The organism is Shewanella loihica PV-4 (assembly GCF_000016065.1).
GTDB lineage: Bacteria > Pseudomonadota > Gammaproteobacteria > Enterobacterales > Shewanellaceae > Shewanella > Shewanella loihica.
On the sequence record NC_009092.1, the window covers coordinates 3,487,548 to 3,508,038 of the forward strand.

At 53.0% G+C, this 20,491-nt stretch carries 15 protein-coding genes, 1 tRNA gene and 1 rRNA gene; 8 read left to right on the forward strand and 9 right to left on the reverse strand.

The annotated features are described in order from the left end of the window. Positions 1–209: 209 nt before the first annotated feature. Positions 210–1,754, reverse strand: a 16S ribosomal RNA gene (locus tag SHEW_RS15245). Positions 1,755–2,589: 835 nt separating this feature from the next. Next, a complete protein-coding gene (gene pssA / locus SHEW_RS15250; RefSeq protein ID WP_011866742.1) occupies positions 2,590–3,426 on the reverse strand; it encodes a CDP-diacylglycerol--serine O-phosphatidyltransferase in 837 nt (278 codons plus the stop codon). Positions 3,427–3,547: 121 nt separating this feature from the next. Between pssA and SHEW_RS15255 the strand changes: the two genes are divergently transcribed. Continuing rightward, positions 3,548–4,003 carry a DUF4124 domain-containing protein gene (locus tag SHEW_RS15255; RefSeq protein ID WP_011866743.1) on the forward strand — a complete coding sequence of 152 codons (456 nt, stop codon included), beginning with the start codon at positions 3,548–3,550 and terminating at the stop codon, positions 4,001–4,003. A gap of 149 nt (positions 4,004–4,152) precedes the next feature. On the opposite strand, the gene SHEW_RS15260 is transcribed toward SHEW_RS15255, so the two are convergent. From SHEW_RS15260 to rluD, 4 genes are all read right to left on the reverse strand, one after another. After that, on the reverse strand, positions 4,153–4,470 hold the full coding sequence (locus tag SHEW_RS15260) for a hypothetical protein (RefSeq protein WP_011866744.1): 318 nt from the start codon (positions 4,468–4,470) through the stop codon (positions 4,153–4,155). Positions 4,471–4,616: 146 nt separating this feature from the next. Continuing rightward, on the reverse strand, positions 4,617–7,190 hold the full coding sequence (gene clpB / locus SHEW_RS15265) for an ATP-dependent chaperone ClpB (RefSeq protein WP_011866745.1): 2,574 nt from the start codon (positions 7,188–7,190) through the stop codon (positions 4,617–4,619). A gap of 114 nt (positions 7,191–7,304) precedes the next feature. Continuing rightward, the gene (pgeF, locus tag SHEW_RS15270) at positions 7,305–8,024 is read right to left on the reverse strand and encodes a peptidoglycan editing factor PgeF (protein WP_011866746.1); all 720 of its coding nucleotides are present in this window, start codon (positions 8,022–8,024) and stop codon (positions 7,305–7,307) included. Then, positions 8,024–8,995, reverse strand: a complete 972-nt coding sequence (gene rluD / locus SHEW_RS15275) for a 23S rRNA pseudouridine(1911/1915/1917) synthase RluD (RefSeq protein ID WP_011866747.1) — start codon at positions 8,993–8,995, stop codon at positions 8,024–8,026. The genes pgeF and rluD overlap by 1 nt, the downstream gene beginning before the upstream one ends. Positions 8,996–9,118: 123 nt before the next feature. Here rluD and SHEW_RS15280 point away from each other — a divergent pair, with 123 nt between their 5' ends. The 3 genes from SHEW_RS15280 to SHEW_RS15290 all read left to right on the forward strand — a co-directional run bounded on the left by SHEW_RS15280 (position 9,119) and on the right by SHEW_RS15290 (position 12,133). Next, positions 9,119–9,877 (forward strand): outer membrane protein assembly factor BamD, encoded by a 759-nt coding sequence (locus SHEW_RS15280; protein ID WP_011866748.1) that lies wholly within the window; start codon positions 9,119–9,121, stop codon positions 9,875–9,877. A gap of 399 nt (positions 9,878–10,276) precedes the next feature. Continuing rightward, positions 10,277–10,352 (forward strand) — tRNA-Phe (locus tag SHEW_RS15285). Positions 10,353–10,507: 155 nt separating this feature from the next. Beyond that, entirely contained in the window at positions 10,508–12,133 is a 1,626-nt protein-coding gene (locus SHEW_RS15290) for a methyl-accepting chemotaxis protein (protein WP_011866749.1), read from the forward strand. Position 12,134: 1 nt separating this feature from the next. On the opposite strand, the gene SHEW_RS15295 is transcribed toward SHEW_RS15290, so the two are convergent. Both SHEW_RS15295 and SHEW_RS15300 read right to left on the reverse strand, forming a co-directional pair. Next, positions 12,135–13,715 carry a sensor domain-containing diguanylate cyclase gene (locus SHEW_RS15295; protein ID WP_011866750.1) on the reverse strand — a complete coding sequence of 527 codons (1,581 nt, stop codon included), beginning with the start codon at positions 13,713–13,715 and terminating at the stop codon, positions 12,135–12,137. Positions 13,716–13,846: 131 nt separating this feature from the next. Further along, a complete protein-coding gene (locus SHEW_RS15300) occupies positions 13,847–15,709 on the reverse strand; it encodes a methyl-accepting chemotaxis protein (RefSeq protein WP_011866751.1) in 1,863 nt (620 codons plus the stop codon). Positions 15,710–15,970: 261 nt separating this feature from the next. On the opposite strand from SHEW_RS15300, the gene lhpI reads away from it, so the two are divergent. The 4 genes from lhpI to SHEW_RS15320 all read left to right on the forward strand — a co-directional run bounded on the left by lhpI (position 15,971) and on the right by SHEW_RS15320 (position 19,215). Then, positions 15,971–16,915 carry a bifunctional Delta(1)-pyrroline-2-carboxylate/Delta(1)-piperideine-2-carboxylate reductase gene (gene lhpI, locus SHEW_RS15305; RefSeq protein ID WP_011866752.1) on the forward strand — a complete coding sequence of 315 codons (945 nt, stop codon included), beginning with the start codon at positions 15,971–15,973 and terminating at the stop codon, positions 16,913–16,915. Positions 16,916–17,186: 271 nt separating this feature from the next. After that, entirely contained in the window at positions 17,187–17,759 is a 573-nt protein-coding gene (locus tag SHEW_RS15310; RefSeq protein ID WP_011866753.1) for an RNA polymerase sigma factor, read from the forward strand. Beyond that, positions 17,759–18,271 carry a hypothetical protein gene (locus SHEW_RS15315; RefSeq protein ID WP_011866754.1) on the forward strand — a complete coding sequence of 171 codons (513 nt, stop codon included), beginning with the start codon at positions 17,759–17,761 and terminating at the stop codon, positions 18,269–18,271. The genes SHEW_RS15310 and SHEW_RS15315 overlap by 1 nt, the downstream gene beginning before the upstream one ends. Next, complete coding sequence (locus SHEW_RS15320) at positions 18,268–19,215, forward strand: DUF4097 family beta strand repeat-containing protein (protein WP_011866755.1); 948 nt, start codon at positions 18,268–18,270, stop codon at positions 19,213–19,215. The genes SHEW_RS15315 and SHEW_RS15320 overlap by 4 nt, the downstream gene beginning before the upstream one ends. Before the next feature lie 80 nt (positions 19,216–19,295). On the opposite strand, the gene SHEW_RS15325 is transcribed toward SHEW_RS15320, so the two are convergent. Beyond that, positions 19,296–20,216 carry a LysR family transcriptional regulator gene (locus SHEW_RS15325; protein WP_011866756.1) on the reverse strand — a complete coding sequence of 307 codons (921 nt, stop codon included), beginning with the start codon at positions 20,214–20,216 and terminating at the stop codon, positions 19,296–19,298. Positions 20,217–20,491: the final 275 nt, after the last annotated feature.

Consider the following 20,491-nt stretch of genomic DNA (forward strand, 5'->3'; position numbering starts at 1 on the left):
CGGTTTCTACTTTCGCCAAAAGAATACTCAAGTCACTTGATTAAAGTGTGTTTTGAGAACTCAATTATTTTTCGCAATAACCTTTCGGTTATTACTATCAGCTTTCCAAATTTTTAAAGAACAAGCATCGTCGCTCGGACGTGCCACTCGCTCTAACAAGAACAAGTTATCTGTGTGAACACTCAACAAATATCAATCAATCGTATAGGTAAGGAGGTGATCCAGCCCCAGGTTCCCCTAGGGCTACCTTGTTACGACTTCACCCCAGTCATGAACCACACCGTGGTAAACGCCCTCCCGAAGGTTAAGCTATCTACTTCTGGTGCAGCCCACTCCCATGGTGTGACGGGCGGTGTGTACAAGGCCCGGGAACGTATTCACCGTGGCATTCTGATCCACGATTACTAGCGATTCCGACTTCATGGAGTCGAGTTGCAGACTCCAATCCGGACTACGACCGGCTTTGTGAGATTAGCTCCACCTCGCGGCTTCGCAACCCTCTGTACCGACCATTGTAGCACGTGTGTAGCCCTACTCGTAAGGGCCATGATGACTTGACGTCGTCCCCACCTTCCTCCGGTTTATCACCGGCAGTCTCCCTAAAGTTCCCGGCATTACCCGCTGGCAAGTAAGGATAAGGGTTGCGCTCGTTGCGGGACTTAACCCAACATTTCACAACACGAGCTGACGACAGCCATGCAGCACCTGTCTCAGAGTTCCCGAAGGCACCAATCCATCTCTGGAAAGTTCTCTGGATGTCAAGAGTAGGTAAGGTTCTTCGCGTTGCATCGAATTAAACCACATGCTCCACCGCTTGTGCGGGCCCCCGTCAATTCATTTGAGTTTTAACCTTGCGGCCGTACTCCCCAGGCGGTCTACTTAATGCGTTAGCTTGAGAACCCAGTGTTCAAGACACCAAATTCCGAGTAGACATCGTTTACGGCGTGGACTACCAGGGTATCTAATCCTGTTTGCTCCCCACGCTTTCGTACCTGAGCGTCAGTCTTTGTCCAGGGGGCCGCCTTCGCCACCGGTATTCCTTCAGATCTCTACGCATTTCACCGCTACACCTGAAATTCTACCCCCCTCTACAAGACTCTAGTTGACCAGTTCGAAATGCAGTTCCCAGGTTAAGCCCGGGGCTTTCACATCTCGCTTAATCAACCGCCTGCGTACGCTTTACGCCCAGTAATTCCGATTAACGCTTGCACCCCTCGTATTACCGCGGCTGCTGGCACGAAGTTAGCCGGTGCTTCTTCTGCGAGTAACGTCACAGCTAACGGGTATTAACCGTTAACCTTTCCTCCTCGCTGAAAGTGCTTTACAACCCGAAGGCCTTCTTCACACACGCGGCATGGCTGCATCAGGCTTGCGCCCATTGTGCAATATTCCCCACTGCTGCCTCCCGTAGGAGTCTGGGCCGTGTCTCAGTCCCAGTGTGGCTGATCATCCTCTCAGAACAGCTAGGGATCGTCGCCTAGGTGAGCCATTACCTCACCTACTAGCTAATCCCACCTAGGTACATCCAATCGCAGAAGGTCCGAAGATCCCCTCTTTTCCCCCGTAGGGCGTATGCGGTATTAGCAGTCGTTTCCAACTGTTATCCCCCTCGACTGGGCAGTTCCCTAGGCATTACTCACCCGTCCGCCGCTCGTCATCTTCAAAAGCAAGCTTTTGAAATGTTACCGCTCGACTTGCATGTGTTAGGCCTGCCGCCAGCGTTCAATCTGAGCCATGATCAAACTCTTCAATTAAAAGTTTTTTTGTTTGGCTTGCGCCAAACGACTCAATGAATTCTGATTCACATAAATGACTCGGAAGAATCATCTACATGTTTGTACATATTGCTATGAACACTCATCGTTGCATTGAGATTTAAATCGTTTTCGATTAACTCAATACCTGTGAGTGTCCACACAGATTTCTTGTTTTATCTTGTTAAAGAACGTTTGCCTCATACTGGACTCCAGCGGGCTAGGGCTGCGTATTCTACGCCTCTCCCTGTCGGCGTCAAGCGCTTTTTTCAAAAGATTTTTAAGTGGTTAATTACTGTGCTTTCGCGCTGTAACTACCGGCTTAAAAACTCGAACCGCTTATCGCCTTGACTCGACATCCGTTACCTACTCACTTGGTAAGTAGCGCCGTTTGCCGTGTCAGTGGGAGCGCATTATAGGGAGCCAAATCTTTTGCGCAAGGGCTTTTTTAACGAAAAACATCGATCGAACAAAAAACATGCAGAACGAGATGGATTCAGCGAAAAGCCACACACAAAGGCAACATGCGAGTAACGACAACACCACAAACTATCGGTTTGGTGACTCGCTTGTTTGAAACCGGAAAATAAGTTTGGCACAAAAATTTCGACTCTGCCAAAAATCTGAGCTGCCTGATTGCAAGACTGCCCTGCAGGCTTATTTAGCCCTTATAGCATGTGTGCTTTTGCCGCCTTGTCTCAGTATCGTCTTATCTCAGTATCGTCTTATCTCAGTATCGTCTTATATCTGTGTCGCCTTACATCTGTAACGCCTTCTCTTGTCGCCTTCTTTTGGCTCCTTATATGGGTATAGGCTTAGAATATAAGCTTAAGTGCTACTGCTTCTTATCGGCATCTGAATCATCTTGCTCAGTTGGTTTGGATTCATCAGTCTCTTGAGTAATATCTATATCGGTTTCGTTCTCATCGCCCACCACATGGCTCACCTTTAACTTCTTCACCGTGCGTATGGTGTAGATGGGACCGGAGAGTGCGTAGAGACTAAAGACGATAAACAGAATAGTGGCCGGTTGAACCGAGACCACCACAAACAAGCCTACCAGGGCCAGGATCACCATGAAGTTAACCCGGCCGCGCCAGTCATAGTCTTTGAAAGAGTAGTAGCGGAAGTTACTCACCATCAAGAGGCCCGCACCAGCTGTCATTAACAGCGCCAGTATACTTACCTGCTGGCCTTCTATCTCATAATAGGTGCCAGTCCAGATAGCGCCGGCAATAATGGCCGCTGCGGCCGGACTCGCCAACCCTTGAAAATAGCGCTTATCTGCGACGCCGACCTGGGTATTGAAGCGTGCAAGCCTGAGCGCGGCGCCGGCACAATAGATAAATGCCGCCAACCAACCTACCTTGCCCAGATCGGCCAAGGCCCAGTTATAGGCGATTAACGCCGGGGCCACCCCGAAGGAGACCATGTCGGCCATGCTGTCATATTCGGCGCCGAATGCACTCTGGGTATTGGTCATCCTGGCGACCCGCCCATCGAGGCCATCGAAGATCATGGCGACGAAGATGGCAATGGCTGCCGCTTCGAAATGACCATTCATGGAGGCGATCACCGCATAAAAGCCGGAAAACAATCCAGCCGTAGTGAACAAGTTGGGTAAAAGGTAGATACCGCGGTTCTTCACCGTCTCTTTGTTTAAATTTTGCATATACTAAGGAGCAAGGTTATCTTGATAAAATAAAAAGATAACACAGATTTAAGCTCACTTTTTATACGGACCTCTAATTGTTGGCAGATGAGTCACTCCTACACTCTCTCCCGGCCTGGATATGGAAACTATGATGACCGGAAAATTTTATCTCAGCGCACTGTTAAGCCTATTCCTTTGCGCCCCAACATTTGCAACGACCATCTATAAGTGGGTAGATGAAAACGGTGTCACCCACTATAGTCAGGAAAAGCCCCCCGAGGCAAAGACAGAAAAGCTCTATAGCGAAGATATCGAACAGAAAAAAGTTGGCTTCACCGCCCCTAAGGTCGTCGAAAAAAAGGGTGAGCAGAAGAGCGAGGCCGCATTAGCCGCCGAAGCGATCAACGAGAAAGATAAGGCTCAGGCCAAGGCCATCTGCGAAAATGCCAAGCATCAGTTAAATGTGCTCGAGACCCATACTCGCCTGACACGTAAAAATGAAGAAAATGGCGAAATGGTGCGTATGACTGAGGAAGACAGGCAGTCAGAGATCTCCGCGCAGAAACAGCGCATCAAGCTCTTCTGCGAAAAGTAGCCCTGCTAATTTAAACAGCCTTCTTTCCTAAGCTCTTCTCTCCAGATACAGAGAAGCAGAGAAAAAATAGAGAAGCGACAACCCAAATGACTCTGGCTGTCGCTTCTTATTTTTAGGTTTACCGTCCAAAAAGCCTTAACCGACCGAATCTAGCCGCTCGCTTTCACCGTATACATAGAACGGCTCACCCCATCCTGACAGGCCTGAGTACCGGCGTCCCAGCCTTTATCAAACTCAGTCAAACCATCTAACACCATATCCTTCATTCCTTCTAAGGTATCGGCGCCTGGGTTTTGCTTCAGGTAACCGGCACTACGGCAACCTGTGTTGTAGCCATAGTGATAGAGGCTGTCATAATCGACACTGCCGACGCCGACAAAGGCCGGGCCACTGCTTTGCTCTGGTGCTGAGCTACATGCCGTCATCAACACGGCCAGAGATGCTATAACTGCTAACCTTGCTTTCATCCAGTACTCCTTCACAGTATAAAAACTTAAATTAGGAAGAGATCTCACCCTTTGCAAGCTAGTGCAAATAATAGCCAAATGCAATCTGATGCCAGTGATAAAAAAAGCCCAAACCTAGGTTTGGGCTTCTTGCATAAGGCTAAGGCTTATTGATGGAAGGCGAGTTCGCCACCCGCGGCATCGACCTTGATTGGCGCACCAGGTAACAGTTCACCACTCAAGAGTTTCTGAGCCAGCGGATTTTCCACCTCTTGCTGCAGCGCGCGTTTCAACGGCCTTGCACCATAGACGGGATCGAATCCGGCCTGAGCAATTAAGGCTAAGGCATCATCACTCACCTCAAGCTCAAAGTCTTTCTCCGCCAGACGCGCCTTCAGATTATCTATCTGGATCTGCGCGATATGGGCGATATGTTCAGACTCAAGTGGATGGAAGACCACGCTTTCATCGATTCGGTTGAGGAACTCGGGTCTGAAGCTGTGGGTCACCACATTCATCACCTCGCTCTTCATCTCGGCATAACTGGCGATACCGAAGCGCTCCTGAATCACATCTGACCCCAGGTTAGAGGTCATGATCACCACGGAATTACGAAAATCGACCGTGCGTCCCTGGCCATCGGTCAGACGACCGTCGTCCAGCACCTGCAACAGTATGTTGAACACATCGGGGTGCGCCTTTTCCACCTCATCGAGCAGGATCACCGAATAAGGCTTACGCCTCACCGCCTCGGTCAGATAACCGCCCTCTTCATAGCCCACATAACCTGGAGGCGCACCGACCAGACGCGACACCGAATGCTTCTCCATAAACTCGGACATATCGATACGCACCATTGCCGCTTCGGTATCGAACAGGAACTTCGCCAGCGACTTACACAGCTCAGTCTTACCCACACCGGTAGGGCCAAGGAAGAGGAAGGAACCGATAGGACGATTCGGATCCGCAAGGCCAGCGCGGCTACGACGGATGGCGTTGGCCACCGCATCCACTGCCTCATTCTGACCAATCACCCGGGTATGCAGCGCCTCTTCCATGTGCAGCAGCTTCTCTTTCTCCCCTTCGAGCATCTTAGATACAGGGATACCGGTCGCCTTGGACAGCACCTCGGCGATCTCCACATCGGAAACCTTGTTACGCAGCAGCGTCATATCCTGCATCTCGGCCTGAGCGGCCAGATCCAGCTGCTTCTCCAGCTCTGGGATACGGCCATATTGCAGCTCGGACATGCGGGTCAGATCGCCGGCGCGTCTGGCTACCTCAAGATCCATACGGGCCTGCTCGAGATCCGCCTTGATATGCTGAGTGCCCGCCAGCGCCGCCTTCTCGGTATGCCATACCTCATTAAGTTCGGCCGCCTTGGCCTCGACCTCGGCAAGCTCGCTACGCAAGGTGGAGAGTCGACGCAGACTCGCTTCATCACTCTCCTTGCTCAGGGCCTGCTCCTCCAGCTTAAGCTGTATGGTGCGGCGCTCTAATCTGTCCAGCGGCTCAGGTTTTGAGTCTATCTGCATGCGAATACTGGACGCCGCCTCATCGATAAGATCGATCGCCTTATCGGGCAGCTTCCTGTCTGAGATATAACGATGCGACATGCTGGCCGCCGCCACGATAGCGGGATCTGTGATCTCCACATGGTGGTGCAGCTCATAACGCTCTTTCAGACCGCGCAGGATGGCGATGGTGTCTTCGACACTCGGCTCATCCACCAGCACCTTCTGAAAACGTCGCTCGAGGGCGGCGTCTTTCTCGATATATTGACGGTACTCGTCTAGAGTTGTCGCGCCGACGCAGTGCAGGTCGCCCCTGGCCAGAGCTGGCTTGAGCATATTCCCCGCATCCATGGCGCCATCGCTCTTACCGGCGCCCACCATGGTATGCAGCTCATCAATGAAGAGGATCACCTGGCCCTCTTCCTGAGCCAGCTCATTGAGCACCGCCTTGAGGCGTTCCTCGAATTCACCGCGATATTTGGCTCCGGCTACCAAGGCGCCCAAGTCGAGTGACAAGACCCGCTTATTCTTGATCCCCTCAGGCACCTCGCCATTGATGATGCGCTGCGCCAGCCCTTCGACGATGGCCGTCTTACCCACGCCCGGCTCACCGATGAGCACAGGGTTATTCTTACTGCGGCGTTGCAGCACCTGGATGGTGCGGCGGATCTCATCATCACGACCGATCACTGGGTCTAGCTTGCCCTGCTCGGCGCGCTCGGTGAGATCCACGGTAAACTTCTTCAGTGCCTGGCGCTGATCTTCGGCATTAGGGTCGTCGATATTCTTGCCCAGACGCACCTCTTCTATGGTCTTCTCCAGCAGCTCCTTGGTAGCGCCCGATTTCTTCAGGCACTGCGCCAACGCATCGCTACCCTCGAGGGCGGCCAACACGAAGAGTTCGCTGGAGATATATTTGTCTTTGCGCTTTTGCGCCAGCTTGTCACACAGGTTAAGCAGACGAATCAGCGCCTGCGAGAGCTGGACATCGCCGCCCGTGCCCTCAATTTGCGGTAATCGTTCAAGCTCCTGGCTCAGGGCGGAACGCAAGGTGCTGACCGAGATCCCGGCCTGGGTCAGCAGTGGATGAATTGAGCCACCATCTTGATTAAGCAGCGCCATCATCAGATGGATCGGCTCAATAAACTGATGGTCACGCCCCAACGCTAATGACTGAGCATCGGAGATTGCTATCTGGAATTTGTTCGTCATACGATCGAGTCGCATACAGCCTCCTAAAAATTAACGAATGAAGGAAACCTTCAGTGCTTTGTTACCAGTATAAATGGGGACTTTTTAGGAGGATTCAAGCAACAAGGAAGAAATTGCTGAAAATTTGCGCTATTTTTCCAGCCAGATAAATGAGGCCATGCGCCCGGTTTTTGCCTCGCGGCGGTAGGAGAAATAATCTGCGCTCATGCTATAGGTGCAGTGTGTCAGTTGATAGACGGAAGCGATGCCGAGACGCTCTGCCCGGTAACGAGCGATCCCTTGCAGGTCGGCCAAAAACTTATCGTCTTTGGGGGTAAAAAAGGCATCTGTTTCGGCATGCTGGGCGATAAACTGCGCCCTGACTTCCGCCCCAACCTCGAAGGCCTTGGGGCCGATACAGGGGCCAAGATAGACGAGTAGCTCATCGGCGGGCGCATCGAACTCGGCGATAGCGGCCTCGACTATGCCGTTACACAAGCCGCGCCAACCGGCGTGCACCGCCGCCACCTGAGTCGCCGCGCGATCGCAGATAAGCACAGGCAGACAGTCGGCGGTCATCACCACACACGTATGCTCGCCACTGCGGCTGAAGCTACCATCGGCGATACGGTTAGTGTCCAGATCTAGGTTTACCAGCTCAATACCATGAACTTGCTGCAGCCAGGCTGGCTTACCAGACATGCCCAAGGCCTGAGCCGCAAGCAGACGATTTTGGCGAACATGATCGGGATCGTCCCCGACATGGTCACCAAGATTGAGACTATCGAAGGGAGCCTGGCTCACACCGCCCTGACGCCGGCTAAAAGCCAGCTTCACGCCAGGGGGAATGAACCAGTCTTGAGGCAGCATTAATATTCCACCGGATGAGCCTTAGTGTCGTCACGCAGGGCGCGGGTCAAGGCCACCATATCTTCTGGGATTGGCGCCTGCCAGCTCATGATCTCACAGGTGAAGGGGTGTGCCAGCTCGAGGCGCACCGCATGCAGCGCCTGACGCTTAAAGCCGTTCAGCGCCTCCATCAATTCAGGTGTCGCCTTCTTCGGTGGACGAGGACGACCACCATAGACGGGATCCCCCACCAAGATGTGACCTATGTGCGCCATGTGCACCCTGATCTGGTGGGTACGACCGGTTTCCAGACGCAGACGCAGACGGGTATGGGCGCGGAACTTCTCTGCCACACGGTAGTGGGTCACAGAGGGGCGGCCACTATGATGCACAGCCATATGGGTACGCTTGGTTGGGTGACGGGCAATCGGCTCATCCACCACGCCGCCGGCCGTCATGGTGCCACTCACGATCGCCTCATACTCACGGGTGATCTCGCGGGCCTGCAGGGCAGCGACCAGATGGGTCTGGGCCTCGACTGTCTTGGCCACCACCATCAAGCCTGTGGTGTCCTTATCGAGACGATGGACGATACCGGCCCTGGGAACGAGCTCAATCTCGGGGCAATGGTGCAGCAGCGCGTTCATCAGGGTGCCGTCGCTGTTACCCGCTCCCGGATGAACTACCAGACCCGCCTGTTTGTTGATCACGATAATATGGTCATCTTCGTAGACGATATCCAGATCGATCGCCTGAGCCTCGGCCTTGATCTCTTCCTTCAGAGTGGCTTCGATCTCAATTTCCTGGCCTTCGAGCACCTTTTCTCTCGGCTTAGTCTGCACCATACCATCGACGTAGACGGCACCAGCCTGTATCCACTCTTTAATACGTGTACGGGAGTAATCAGGGAACAACTCAGCCAGAGTTTGGTCTAATCTCTGCCCGGTTTGTGTTGCTGTGATCTCGCTTTTTAGATTAATCTCTTGTGTCATAGGAACCGTACCCGCGTTTTGGGGTCCAAATTAAAGTGCTATCTGTTACAATCGTATTGTTTCTATTTTATCGTGAAATGGAAAAATTCTTAAACAACAACTTACAAAGAATCGAATTCAAGTATGCATAATTTTGCTAAAGGCGCAGCTATCGCCTTGTTGTCATTGGCCTTAGCGGCGTGTAGTAGTAAACCAGAAGATGATATCGAACTGAGTAAATCTTCCCCCGAAGTCCTCTATTCTCAAGCCAGAACCTCGATGGAGCTGGGCAACTATAGTAAAGCGGTGCGCTCTTTGGAAGCACTAGACTCTCGCTATCCCTTCGGTCCACACAAGACTCAGGTACAATTAGACCTGATCTACGCATACTACAAGTTGGACGATTCGGCATCGGGCATCGCCAATATCGATCGCTTCATTCGCCTTAACCCCACACATAAAGATATCGACTATGTCTACTATATGCGTGGTCTGGTGAACATGCAGTCGGACAACTATATGTTCCACGACATGCTCAACATCGACAGAACCGACCGAGATCCCAAGGCGGCGCAGGACGCCTTTAAAGACTTCGATCGTCTGATCAAGCAGTATCCTAACAGCAAGTATGCCGCCGATGCGCAGAAACGCATGCAGTTCTTGAAAAACCGCCTGGCCAAGTACGCCATTACCGTCGCAGAATACTACATCAAGATGAATGCCTGGAGCGCCGCCGCCGTGCGCGCCCAGACAGTGCTGGAAACCTACCCGGGTACGCCATCTACCGAGCGCGCCCTGGAGATCATGGCAACCGCCTACGAGGAACTCGGCCAGCAGAAACTCAAAGATCACGTACTCATGGTGATGCAGAGTAACTTCCCTAACAATGATATGCTCAAGTAAGTCTGGCAATAATTGAATTAAGAGGCCCCGCAACTGCGGGGCTTTTTTTGATCTGTTTTTATCTCGGGAGCCTCTTACTCGCTATCTAGCCTCTTACCCACCACATGGCCCAACTGTCGGCACAAATTACCATTACACCTTATCGGTTGTTACACCTTGCCCGTTATTACCGAAATAACCATCCATTCCGCCTATAAGCAGTCAGATTTCACCGAGATGAACGACCAAGAACTAACTCCCCAGTCCACGTCCTTTCTCACTCCTCCCTGAGGCCTTACAGCGACATTTGATCTAAAAATCGACGTTTCGGGCAAAAGTTATCCAAACAAGCGAGATAAACAAAGTTTTTGCAAAAATGTGTTGACTCAAATGCGCAAAAGCCTTTTAATGCACCCCGTCGCCCGAATAGCTCAGTCGGTAGAGCAGAGGATTGAAAATCCTCGTGTCCCTGGTTCGATTCCGGGTTCGGGCACCATATTCTGAGGGTGCCTAGCGCACCACACAAAAAAGCCTCGCACTGCGAGGCTTTTTTGTTTCTATTCATCTTACCCATTTCAATCTTTTGCTATACCTATAGATACGTCATAAGTTTTAGCTTTCTGCTATTTACTCCTTCATTTGGGTATCTATATGAACAATATTCAAATCAAGCACAAGATGGCTTTCGGCATCTTACTCCCCCTCTCGCTCCTCATCTGTATCTGCATCTTAGCAATCAACATGATGAATAATATCGAGAAAGGTGTCGTCACCATCTATAACGACAGAGTCGTTCCGCTAGAAGATCTTAAGGTGATCGCCGACGATTACGCGGTATTTGTCATCGATGCCATCAACAAGGCCAATGCCGGTGAGTTCAGCGCCGAACAGGCCAATCAAGCCCTGCAGGAAGCAAGCAACAACATAGACAGCAAATGGCGCCAATACGTCGCCACCGAACTCACCACGGATGAGAAACGCTTGGTCGATGAGGCCGAGCGCCTGTTTGTTCCGGCCAACCAGCGTATCACCCATCTAGAACAGCTGCTTGGGGGGAAGTCAGGTAATATTGCCGGCCAGCTGCGGGAGGAGATTATCCCACTCTACCGGGTGATCGATCCCATCAGCGGCACCATCGCCGAGCTGATCAGCCTGCAGCTCAAGGTCGCCGGCGAGGAGAAAGACAGGGTCGCCGAGATCTACGAGTCCTCTATCTCCCTCTTCATACTCATCACCCTGGTGGCCGCCATTGCCAGTATAGTGCTCGGCGTCTGGATCAACCGCAGCGTAATGAAACCCATCAACCACATACGCACTCAGCTACATACCATACAGCAAGACTCAGATCTCACTGTCACCTTCGAGCAACTGAATAAGGACGAGCTGGGGCTGATCTCCACCGGGCTCAACGATGTCTTTCGCCACCTGCGCGGCATCCTCAAAGGGGTCGCCGAGGCGGCCAATAGCGTTAGCGACTCTGCGTTAGCCCTTAACGAGTTCACCCAGATCTCTAACGCCCGCATTCAACAGCAGCAGGCGGAGACAGAGCAGACCGCCACGGCCATGAATGAAATGACGGCAACGGTTAACGAGGTAGCACAGAGCACCACGGCCGCCGCCGACTCGGCCAGAAATGCCGACCGATTCGCCGCCAACGGTAATGATATCGTCCAGCTGTCGATTAGCAGCATGCAGGCGCTGTCGATGCAGATCCAGAGCACCTCAGAGGTGATCACCCACCTGTCCCACGAGAGCCAACATATCGGCAGCGTACTGAGCGTCATCAAGGGGATTGCCGAGCAGACCAACCTGCTGGCCCTCAACGCCGCTATCGAGGCTGCCAGGGCCGGTGAGCAGGGGCGCGGATTTGCCGTGGTCGCCGACGAGGTTCGCTCCCTCGCCCAGCGCACCCAGGAGGCGACCCAGGAGATCGAGACCATGATAGAGACGCTGCAGAGCGGGGTGAACGAGGCGGTCACCGCCATGGATGTGGGCATTAAACAGGTGGATGATGCCAATCAACAGACCAACAAGGCGGGGGAAGCGCTACAGGAGATAGTCGCCTCGGTCGACAACATCACAGAGATGAACACCCATATCGCCACGGCGGCGGAGGAGCAGAGCAGTGTCGCCGAGAGCATTAACCGCAGCATTATCGCCATCAGCGATATCGCCAGCCAGTCAACGGAATCTGCCTTAGAGCTGGGTCACTCCATCGCTCAGCTCACCTCGCTGGCCGACTCGATGCGGCAACAGGTCACCACCTTCAGGCTCTGACTCAGCCAACCACGAAGAGCGGGCTCACCTTGCGATGCAGTATCTGCAGGTTATTTCGCCCGCTCTCTTTTGCCTGATAGAGCTGCTCGTCGGCCAACTTGACCATATGCTGCCAGTCGTCATCGGCAAACTCGGGATGATAGCCGTCATAGAGGACGGCGCCCATGCTGACGGTGATGATCTCGTAGGGCGAGGCTTGATGATAGATGTTGAGATCCCGCACCCTTTGCAGCATGCGCCTGGCCAGCAGTTCCATCTGCGCCAGGTTATCGCCGTGGATCACCACACAAAACTCTTCGCCGCCATAACGGGTAACTAGCTCGCCACGGCGACGACACTCAAGCATCAGGGCCTGGGCCACCTTGATCAGGGCCTGGTCGCCACTCTGATGCCCGACCGTGTCGTTATAGGGCTTGAAGAAATCGATATCCAGCATGATGAAGCCAATCGCCCCCTTGCCCTCGCGCCACTGTTTATGAGCACGCTCGGCGAACACCTCCAGGCTGCGGCGATTGGCGATGCCAGTGAGGGGGTCGTTAAAAGAGAGAGATTCCAGATAGTTTTGATGCCGCTCCAGCTTCTCCACCACCAGATTGAAAGACTCGGTCAGCTTGGCCACCTCGGTGATCGCCCAACCCGTAGGCATGGTGAGTAACACACCTCTGTGGGCCATCTTATCCAGTACTGCGTTGGCGACCCGCAGCGGCCGGACCACCAGCGCCGAGAAGGGAACGATGGCGATGTAGGACATCACCAGGACGCTTAAAAACATCAGGATTGACTCTACGGTAAAGATAGAGGGGATAAGATTCCGGTCGTGGATCACAGTGATCTTGAGGGAAGGCACGTTGAGCGCATCATGCAGGAACCAAGAATGCTCCGCGGAGATCTCATCCACCTTAGGTGTCTCTCTAAAACCCAGCGAGGTCTCACCGGCAAGCTCAGGTTTAGCCAGCACCTCGAGGTCAAACTTGATCAGGCTAAACTGCTCTATCTCCTCATGAATCGCCTGACTTACGTTACGTACTGTCAGCAAGCTACCCGCCACCTCTCCCTCGCCGTTACTGGGCAAGACGGTGACATTGCTGAAATAGACCACCCTAGATCCCATGCGCAGCAGACCGCTGCGCACCGAAGGCTTCCCTGTATCCACCTCCACCTTTGAGGGGAGAAGCTTGCCTGCCACACCAACCTTGCCTAAGGGCAGCTGCTGCGAGTCAAAATCAGCGCCACTTCGATATTGCCACACCAGCTGATTTTGGCGGTTAAACACATAGAAACCATCGACATTGGCCGCCTCAAAGGCGTTATCAAACAAATTCTTGGTCACAAACTCAGGCGATACATTATCGACAAAGCTCACCATATCATCCCAGATGGCGTAGTCGTAGCAGAGGGTATCCAGGTTTTTTTGGGCATAGGCGATCCCCTTTTGAACCGCCTGCAGATCTCTGTCTTGCCTTGAGATCACTTGCTCTTCAATTCTTGGCAGGTAGATGAGGTAATAGATGCCGCTTGCGGTCAGAAATGACAGCAGCAAGAGCCCTAGGGCTAAAATATTTAGGAAGTGATTTAATCGCATCGACCACTCTCTTTGTCCTGCACTCTAGACTAGCTTAGTCGACCCGACGACAGAATTTGAGTATAAACCCAGCATTTCACAAATAAATTTCAAAAAAAAAGGGGCCTAAGCCCCCTTTCTAAATCAACCGCCTAAATCTTAAACAGACTCACCGCCTGATAGAGTACCTGAGTGCGCGCCTTCACATCGTCGGAGGCCTTGGCGTTTTCATCCGCCGCCTGGGCCGACTCGGCGGCGATGTCGCGGATCACTACCACATTCTTGTTCACCTCGGAGGCTACCATGCTCTGCTCCTCGATCGCCGCGGCGATTTGCGTACTCATGTCCATGATGTTGGTGACATCGGCGTTGATCTGCTCCAGCAGGGCGCCGGCACTTGCCGCCTGATCGGCACTCTCAATGCCTTGCCTTTGGGTCGCTTCCATCAGCTGCACAATAGAGCGAGTACGAGACTGCAGTGTCTGAATGATACCGGCGATCTCCTCGGTCGACTCCTGGGTACGCATCGCCAGACTTCTCACCTCATCGGCGACCACGGCAAAGCCTCTGCCCTGCTCACCGGCCCTGGCAGCCTCGATGGCGGCATTTAGCGCCAGTAGGTTGGTCTGCTCTGCAATTCCACGGATCACATCCAACACGCTGCCAATGGTTTCGCTGTCTTTCTCAAGCTCGGAGACCACCTGGGCCGAATCGGTCAGCTGCGCCGCCAATGCCTGGATCTTCTCTATGGTGTGCTCGACGCCGACCTGGCCTTGCTGAGCATTATCATGAGTGTTGCCGGCCCGCTCTGCCGCCAGCTCGGTATTGCTGGCAATCTCATCTATGGTCGCCCCCATCTCGGTGATCGCGGTCGCCACCATGTCGGTCTCATTGAGCTGACGTCCCACCCCTTCCGAGGCACGCATCGAGTTCTCCGACAGCTCCTGACAGGAGTGATTCACCACCTCGACCGAGGTCAGCACCTCTCGGATCAGCGACTGAAACGACTCCACCATGCTATTAAAATGACGGGCTATCTGGCCGATTTCATCATCCACCTTAGTATCGCATCTCAGGGTCAGATCTTTGGTTGCCTCGATGCGTGAAATCGCATCGCTGATCCGCTGCACAGGCTCCATGATGCTGCGAATGATCGCCAGAGTGAAACCGATTAAAACCAGAGTAATTAGGATAAAAACAACGATACTGATGGTAACAGTTGCGCTCTCAGCATCGCTAATCGCGTCCATGGATTGTGCCTTAAGCTGCACCAAGGACTTCTCTGCCGAGGAAATACTGTCTCGCAGGCTCGCCATGCTGCCACTGTCTTTGTCCAGACCCAGCTCCTGCTCTTTGCTGACCAGGGCCTTGAAGTTCTTCTCATAATCGTCGATCAGGGCATTAAGCTCACCTTTGACCGAATCGCTTAACATGGCGCCAGAAACTTGCTGTCTCAGCAGCGCCAAGTTGCCTTTAAACTTATCCAGATAACTCATGGCGCGCCTGAGCATAAAATCTTTTTCGTTGCGGCGCAGCTGCAACATGGTCACCATCAGCTCGGGCTCGTTCTTCTCTTTCACCAGGGTCTCTACGTTATGCACCGCGCTGCGCAGCGCACCATAGAGGCCATCCTTAGGATGCAGGCCAATCTGCTTTTGCAGCTCGGCAATCTCGGCAAAGATAGACTCGTAGCGGGTCAGGTTCTGCCTAAAGGCTTGCAGATCGCTCTGGGAGATATCATGCCGATCGAAGATGGCTCCCAGGCTGACCATCTTCTCGTCTAACTCTCTCGCCTGCGTCTTGTGCTTATCTAGATAGGCCAGATCCAAACGGGCAAAAAAGTCTTTTTCATCTCGACGTAAACTCAAAACATCCTTTTCAAGTTCGATAACTTGTTGTGCAGCATGGGACAAATCATCCAGCTTTGCCGCCGAAAAGCGCTGCAAGCCAAACATCGCTATCACAGAACAGATAGACACTGCTGCGCTAACGAGTAATTTGTGACGAATGAGCATAAGGGGAGATCCTTTTTGTTGAAGTGATTGCTTTACTTGTCTTCAACGACAATTAACACCTTGGAATGCCAAATTTGATTCCAATATTGAGTATAGTAACTATCGACTTACATACATTCATCTTTAATGAATTATTAATAATTCAGCCGCTTATCGAGCTCGATTGACTAAAAAAAATCCACCATCAGCTTTAAGTATATGGCCCAGCTTTCAATTTAAGCACAATTTGCATACAATATCCCAAAATAAACAGGAGGTACTATGCAAGTTATCGATGCCGAAGCGGTGCACCAGGCACTGGACTTCCCCAGTCTCACCGCCGCCCTAAGAGACACCTTTGCCCAGCCCGCCGGAATGCCCCAGCGCCAGGTCTTTCCGTTAGACGACAGTAGCCACAGCGATGCCTTTGCCGTATTGCCGGCCTGGAACCAGAAGACCATAGCGGTCAAAGCCTTCACCTATTTTCCCGGCAATCCTAAGAAGTCTCCCGAACTTGAGAGCCTCTACTCCAAGATTTTGATCTTCAATCGCGAAACCGGTGAGCCCCAGGCCCTGGTCGATGGCACCAGCGTCACCTACTGGCGCACGGCCGCAATCTCGGCACTAGCGAGCCAGTATCTGTCACGGTCTGATGCCAAGCATCTGCTGCTGTTTGGTACGGGACGCCTGGCGACCTTTATGGCATTGGCGCATGCCAGCGTGAGGCAGCTAAAAACTATAACAGTATGGGGCCGCTCGCCGGATAAGGTTGATAAGACCATCAGCGCTATCCAGGCCGCCGCGCCGCAGATAGAGGTGAAGGCCTGTGAGGATCTGCCAAAGGCCGTCGCCGCGGCCGACATCATCAGCTGCGCCACCGGGGCGCCAGCGCCACTCTTCGATTCCGCCTGGGTCGCGCCCGGCACCCATGTGGACTTGGTAGGCAACCACAATCATGACAGACGCGAATGCGACAGCGAGCTGGTCGTCAAGGCCGAGGTTTATGTGGATGCCAAGGTCAATGTCTTCGCCGAGGCGGGCGAGCTGCTGATCCCTGTGTCGGAAGGCGTGTTTGAGCTTTCCCAGGTCAAGGGCGAATTGGCAGACCTCTGCCGCGGTGACATACCAGGTCGCCAAGGCGAACAAGGCATTACCCTGTTTAAATCGGTCGGCACCGCTCTTGCGGATCTGGTGGGTGCCCAGCTAGTATACGAAAAACAGGCCTAGCGCCTATAAGATGACATCATGGGGCGGCTAAGCTAGTACAGCTAATCCAGTACAGCTAAGCCGCCCTGTTTTCATAGCCCCTTTTAGCCGTTGCCTCCTTCGACATTCGCTCCTTCAATGACGGTTTCTTCATAGGCTGCTTCACCATAGCCTCGAATGTTTCTCCTCTTCACATGCGACTTTTCCCACCTGGTTGGCATTCGATCTTCGCTGATATACCTTAAGCCAACACTTTTTTTCATTTCGCTTTAAACCATTTCAATCGCTGCCTATGTCTAATAGGTATTGTTCACTCACAGGGAAGACAGATTTGAGCGCACTCACGAGTCCAGATGATGCTCACCAGCTCCTCGATGCCGTATTGGTGCAGCGCGCCAAGCAGGGAGATAAGACGGCATTTCGACAACTCTACGATCAGCATCACAGACGCGTCTACGCCCTCTGTTTTCGTCTGGCCGGCCAGACCGAGCTGGCAGAAGAAGCCACCCAGGAAACCTTTGTGCGCCTGTGGCAGAAGCTGCCCCTGTTCGATGGCAAGAGCCAATTTACCACCTGGCTCCACAGCCTGACGGTGAATCAGGCCCTGAGCTGCATCAAGAAGCATAAGAGCTTCTGGGCCAGGTTTATGCCGAGCGAAGAGACTCACGCAGCCGCCATCGACTTCGACTACCAGGGAGTGGACAAGTTGTTGCTGCGTCTACCGGAGCGCGCCCGTATCGTCTTCGTCCTCTACGCTCTGGAGGGATATCAGCATGACGAGATCGCCAAGCGCCTCAATATAGCCCCCGGCACCAGCAAGGCGCAGTACCACAGGGCCAAGAAACTACTGCAGGAGATGATCTAATGGTCGACAAAGCAGATACGCTCAAGCGTCTCCTCGAAGAGACGCCGAGGGAGATGACGCCAGAGCGGGATCTCTGGCAAGGGGTCGAACTTCGCCTCGATGCGCCCAAGGATAGCCCCCGCAGCTACTGGCGTCCCATGGCAATCGCCAGCACCCTGTTGCTGGCGCTGCTGGTCGGCAAGTTGAGCCTTGGGCCAACAATGCCTGATGCCGAGAACGAGGCCCTCATTCAGACTCTGGCCGCCATTCAGGCCCAGCATAAGGCAAGCGTCGACGCACTAAGCCTGACCAAGCGAGTCGATTGGCGCAGCAGCCCATACAGCCAGCCGGTCGAGCAAGGGATAGAACAGCTAAGAGCCGCCGCCAAGGAGATCTATGAGGCGCTAAAGCTCAACCCGACTGACAAACAGCTGTGGCAGCTTTGGCTATGGACCCAGCAACGCGAGATTGAATTAATCAAACAGGGGCAAAAACTCCCTGTCGATCGAGATACCACAGGAGAGATGATATGAAAATACAACTAAAAACTACCGCCCTGGCATTGCCTTTTATCTTATTAAGCCAATCTGTGCTGGCGGCGCAGAGCGTGGATAAACGCATCGAAGTCGAAGGAGATCTGCGTCTGAACCTGGAGGTGCAGCGCGGCGAAGTCGAGATCCTCTCCTGGGATCAGGACGCCATCTCCATCACGGGCACCTTAGATGAGCTGAGCGAAGGCCTCACGGTAGAGCAAAAGTCCGGCACCATCTCTATCGAAGATAAACTGCCCCGCCACTACTCGGGTAGCAACAAGGAGGGCTCACGCCTGACCATCAAGGTGCCAGCAAAGCTCAAGCTCAACGGCGAAGGGGTATCGGCCAACTACAGAGTGAGTAAGCTCGCCGGTGACATCAATGTGCAGACCGTCAGCGGTAACATTAAGGCCGAAAATCTCACCGAGCAGGTGGCCATCAATACCGTCTCGGGCAACATTGTCAGCCAGGGGCTTGAAGGCAAGCTCAAGCTGGAGACAGTATCCGGCAACATCAAAGATAAACAGAGCCTCGGTAAGGTCAGCTACACCCTGGTCAGCGGTAAGCTCGAGGCCGACAGCGGCGCCGACCAGGTCTCTATCGAGCTGGTATCGGGAGATGCCAAGGTGACTTTAGATAAAGTGGACCGACTCAAGGCCCAGAGCGTCAGCGGCGATCTGAACCTGTCGGTTTCCGCCCTGGCCACCAAGGCCAGCCTAGACAGTGTCAGCGGCGATATCAGCTTCAGCCTACCGGCGAATCTGGATGCGACCTTAGCCATCGACGGCGGCCCAAGTGGTGACATCGACAATCGCCTGAGCCAGGATAAGCCGAAACGACCTAAGTATGGTCCTGGCAGCTCGCTGCAGTTCCAGATGGGCAAAGGCAGCGCCGATATTTTGATCAACACCATCAGCGGCGATATCAATCTCAAGCAGCGCTAGGGCTAAGATTGACAACCCGAATCTTCGCATCAAAAAAGGGCCTGATATCAGGCCCTTTTGTTATTTCTCTTATCAAGTAGCTAAAAACCAACCGCCTTGGCGGAAGAGTGGGTCAGTAAGGAGTCGACAAACTGCTCGGCGCTGTGGCTCAAGCGACGATTCTTCATCGATACCACACTAAAGCTCGCCTTGATATTCGGTACCCCCACCACATCCAGAGCCACCAGTTCTCCCGATGCCAGCTCCTCGCGCACCGAAATATCAGGGGTAATCACCACCATGTCACACTCTTTTATGGCCGACTTGATCGGCTGAAACTGGGCATACTTCACCAAGCCCACGAAGTCATGTCTGTCTTCCTCAAACAGATCCTCAAATCTTTGCCTCAACAGCTGAGGCATGGCACTGGGCATGCCCACAGGGTAATCGCGCAGACTAGGTAAGTAGACGGTTTTCAGACGAGTCAGTGGATGATGGGGGCGGCAGCAGAAAATGGCCTGGGACTGAGGCAGGCACTGCGTGATTACATTGTCTCGCTGATCCAGTAAGGTGGCATTAGTCTCGGCGATGAACATGTCGAGTTCCCCCTTAAGCAACAGCTTGTAGAGTCGGCTCCAACTCTCGACCTTTAACTCCAGAGAGATATCCGGGTTATCGCGGATAAACCTGCCTACCGCAGGGCCAATAATACTGTTGGACGGAATGGGGCTGGCGCCGATGACCAGCTTGGCCTTTTCCAGCCCCTGTTTGGTTTTGATCTCAGATTCCAAGTATTCGAGTTGGCTGACGATCAACTCCCCCTGAGCCAATACCAAGCGGCCATATTCGGTCAGGGCAAAATGCTTCTCATCTCTGGCCAGCAGGCTGGCCCCCAGACGCTCCTCCATCTTCTGAATACTGCGAGATAATGAAGGCTGAGCTAGGTGCAGCTCATTGGCTGCCTTGCTAAAACTCTTCAACCTTGCCAGAACAATGAAGTGCCTTAAGTGTCGTAATTCCATCTATCTCACTCTTATAGTTATTTTTATGATTGCCACAGATATGAACTTGGCCTAGTGCCGCATTGAATACAGCCTAGGCTTAATTTCTATCACTATCGCGAGACAAGAGAAATAGGGGGGGCACCTACCAAGCGCAAGACTCGGGCCTTAGGGGATACAGAAGAAAAAGATCAGCCTCCGGACAAAATTCAACCAAGACTATTTAAAACAAAAACTTAACATAATTAATGGTTAAGTATTCGCTAATCAAATAGACAAATTGGTCGCATGCAACA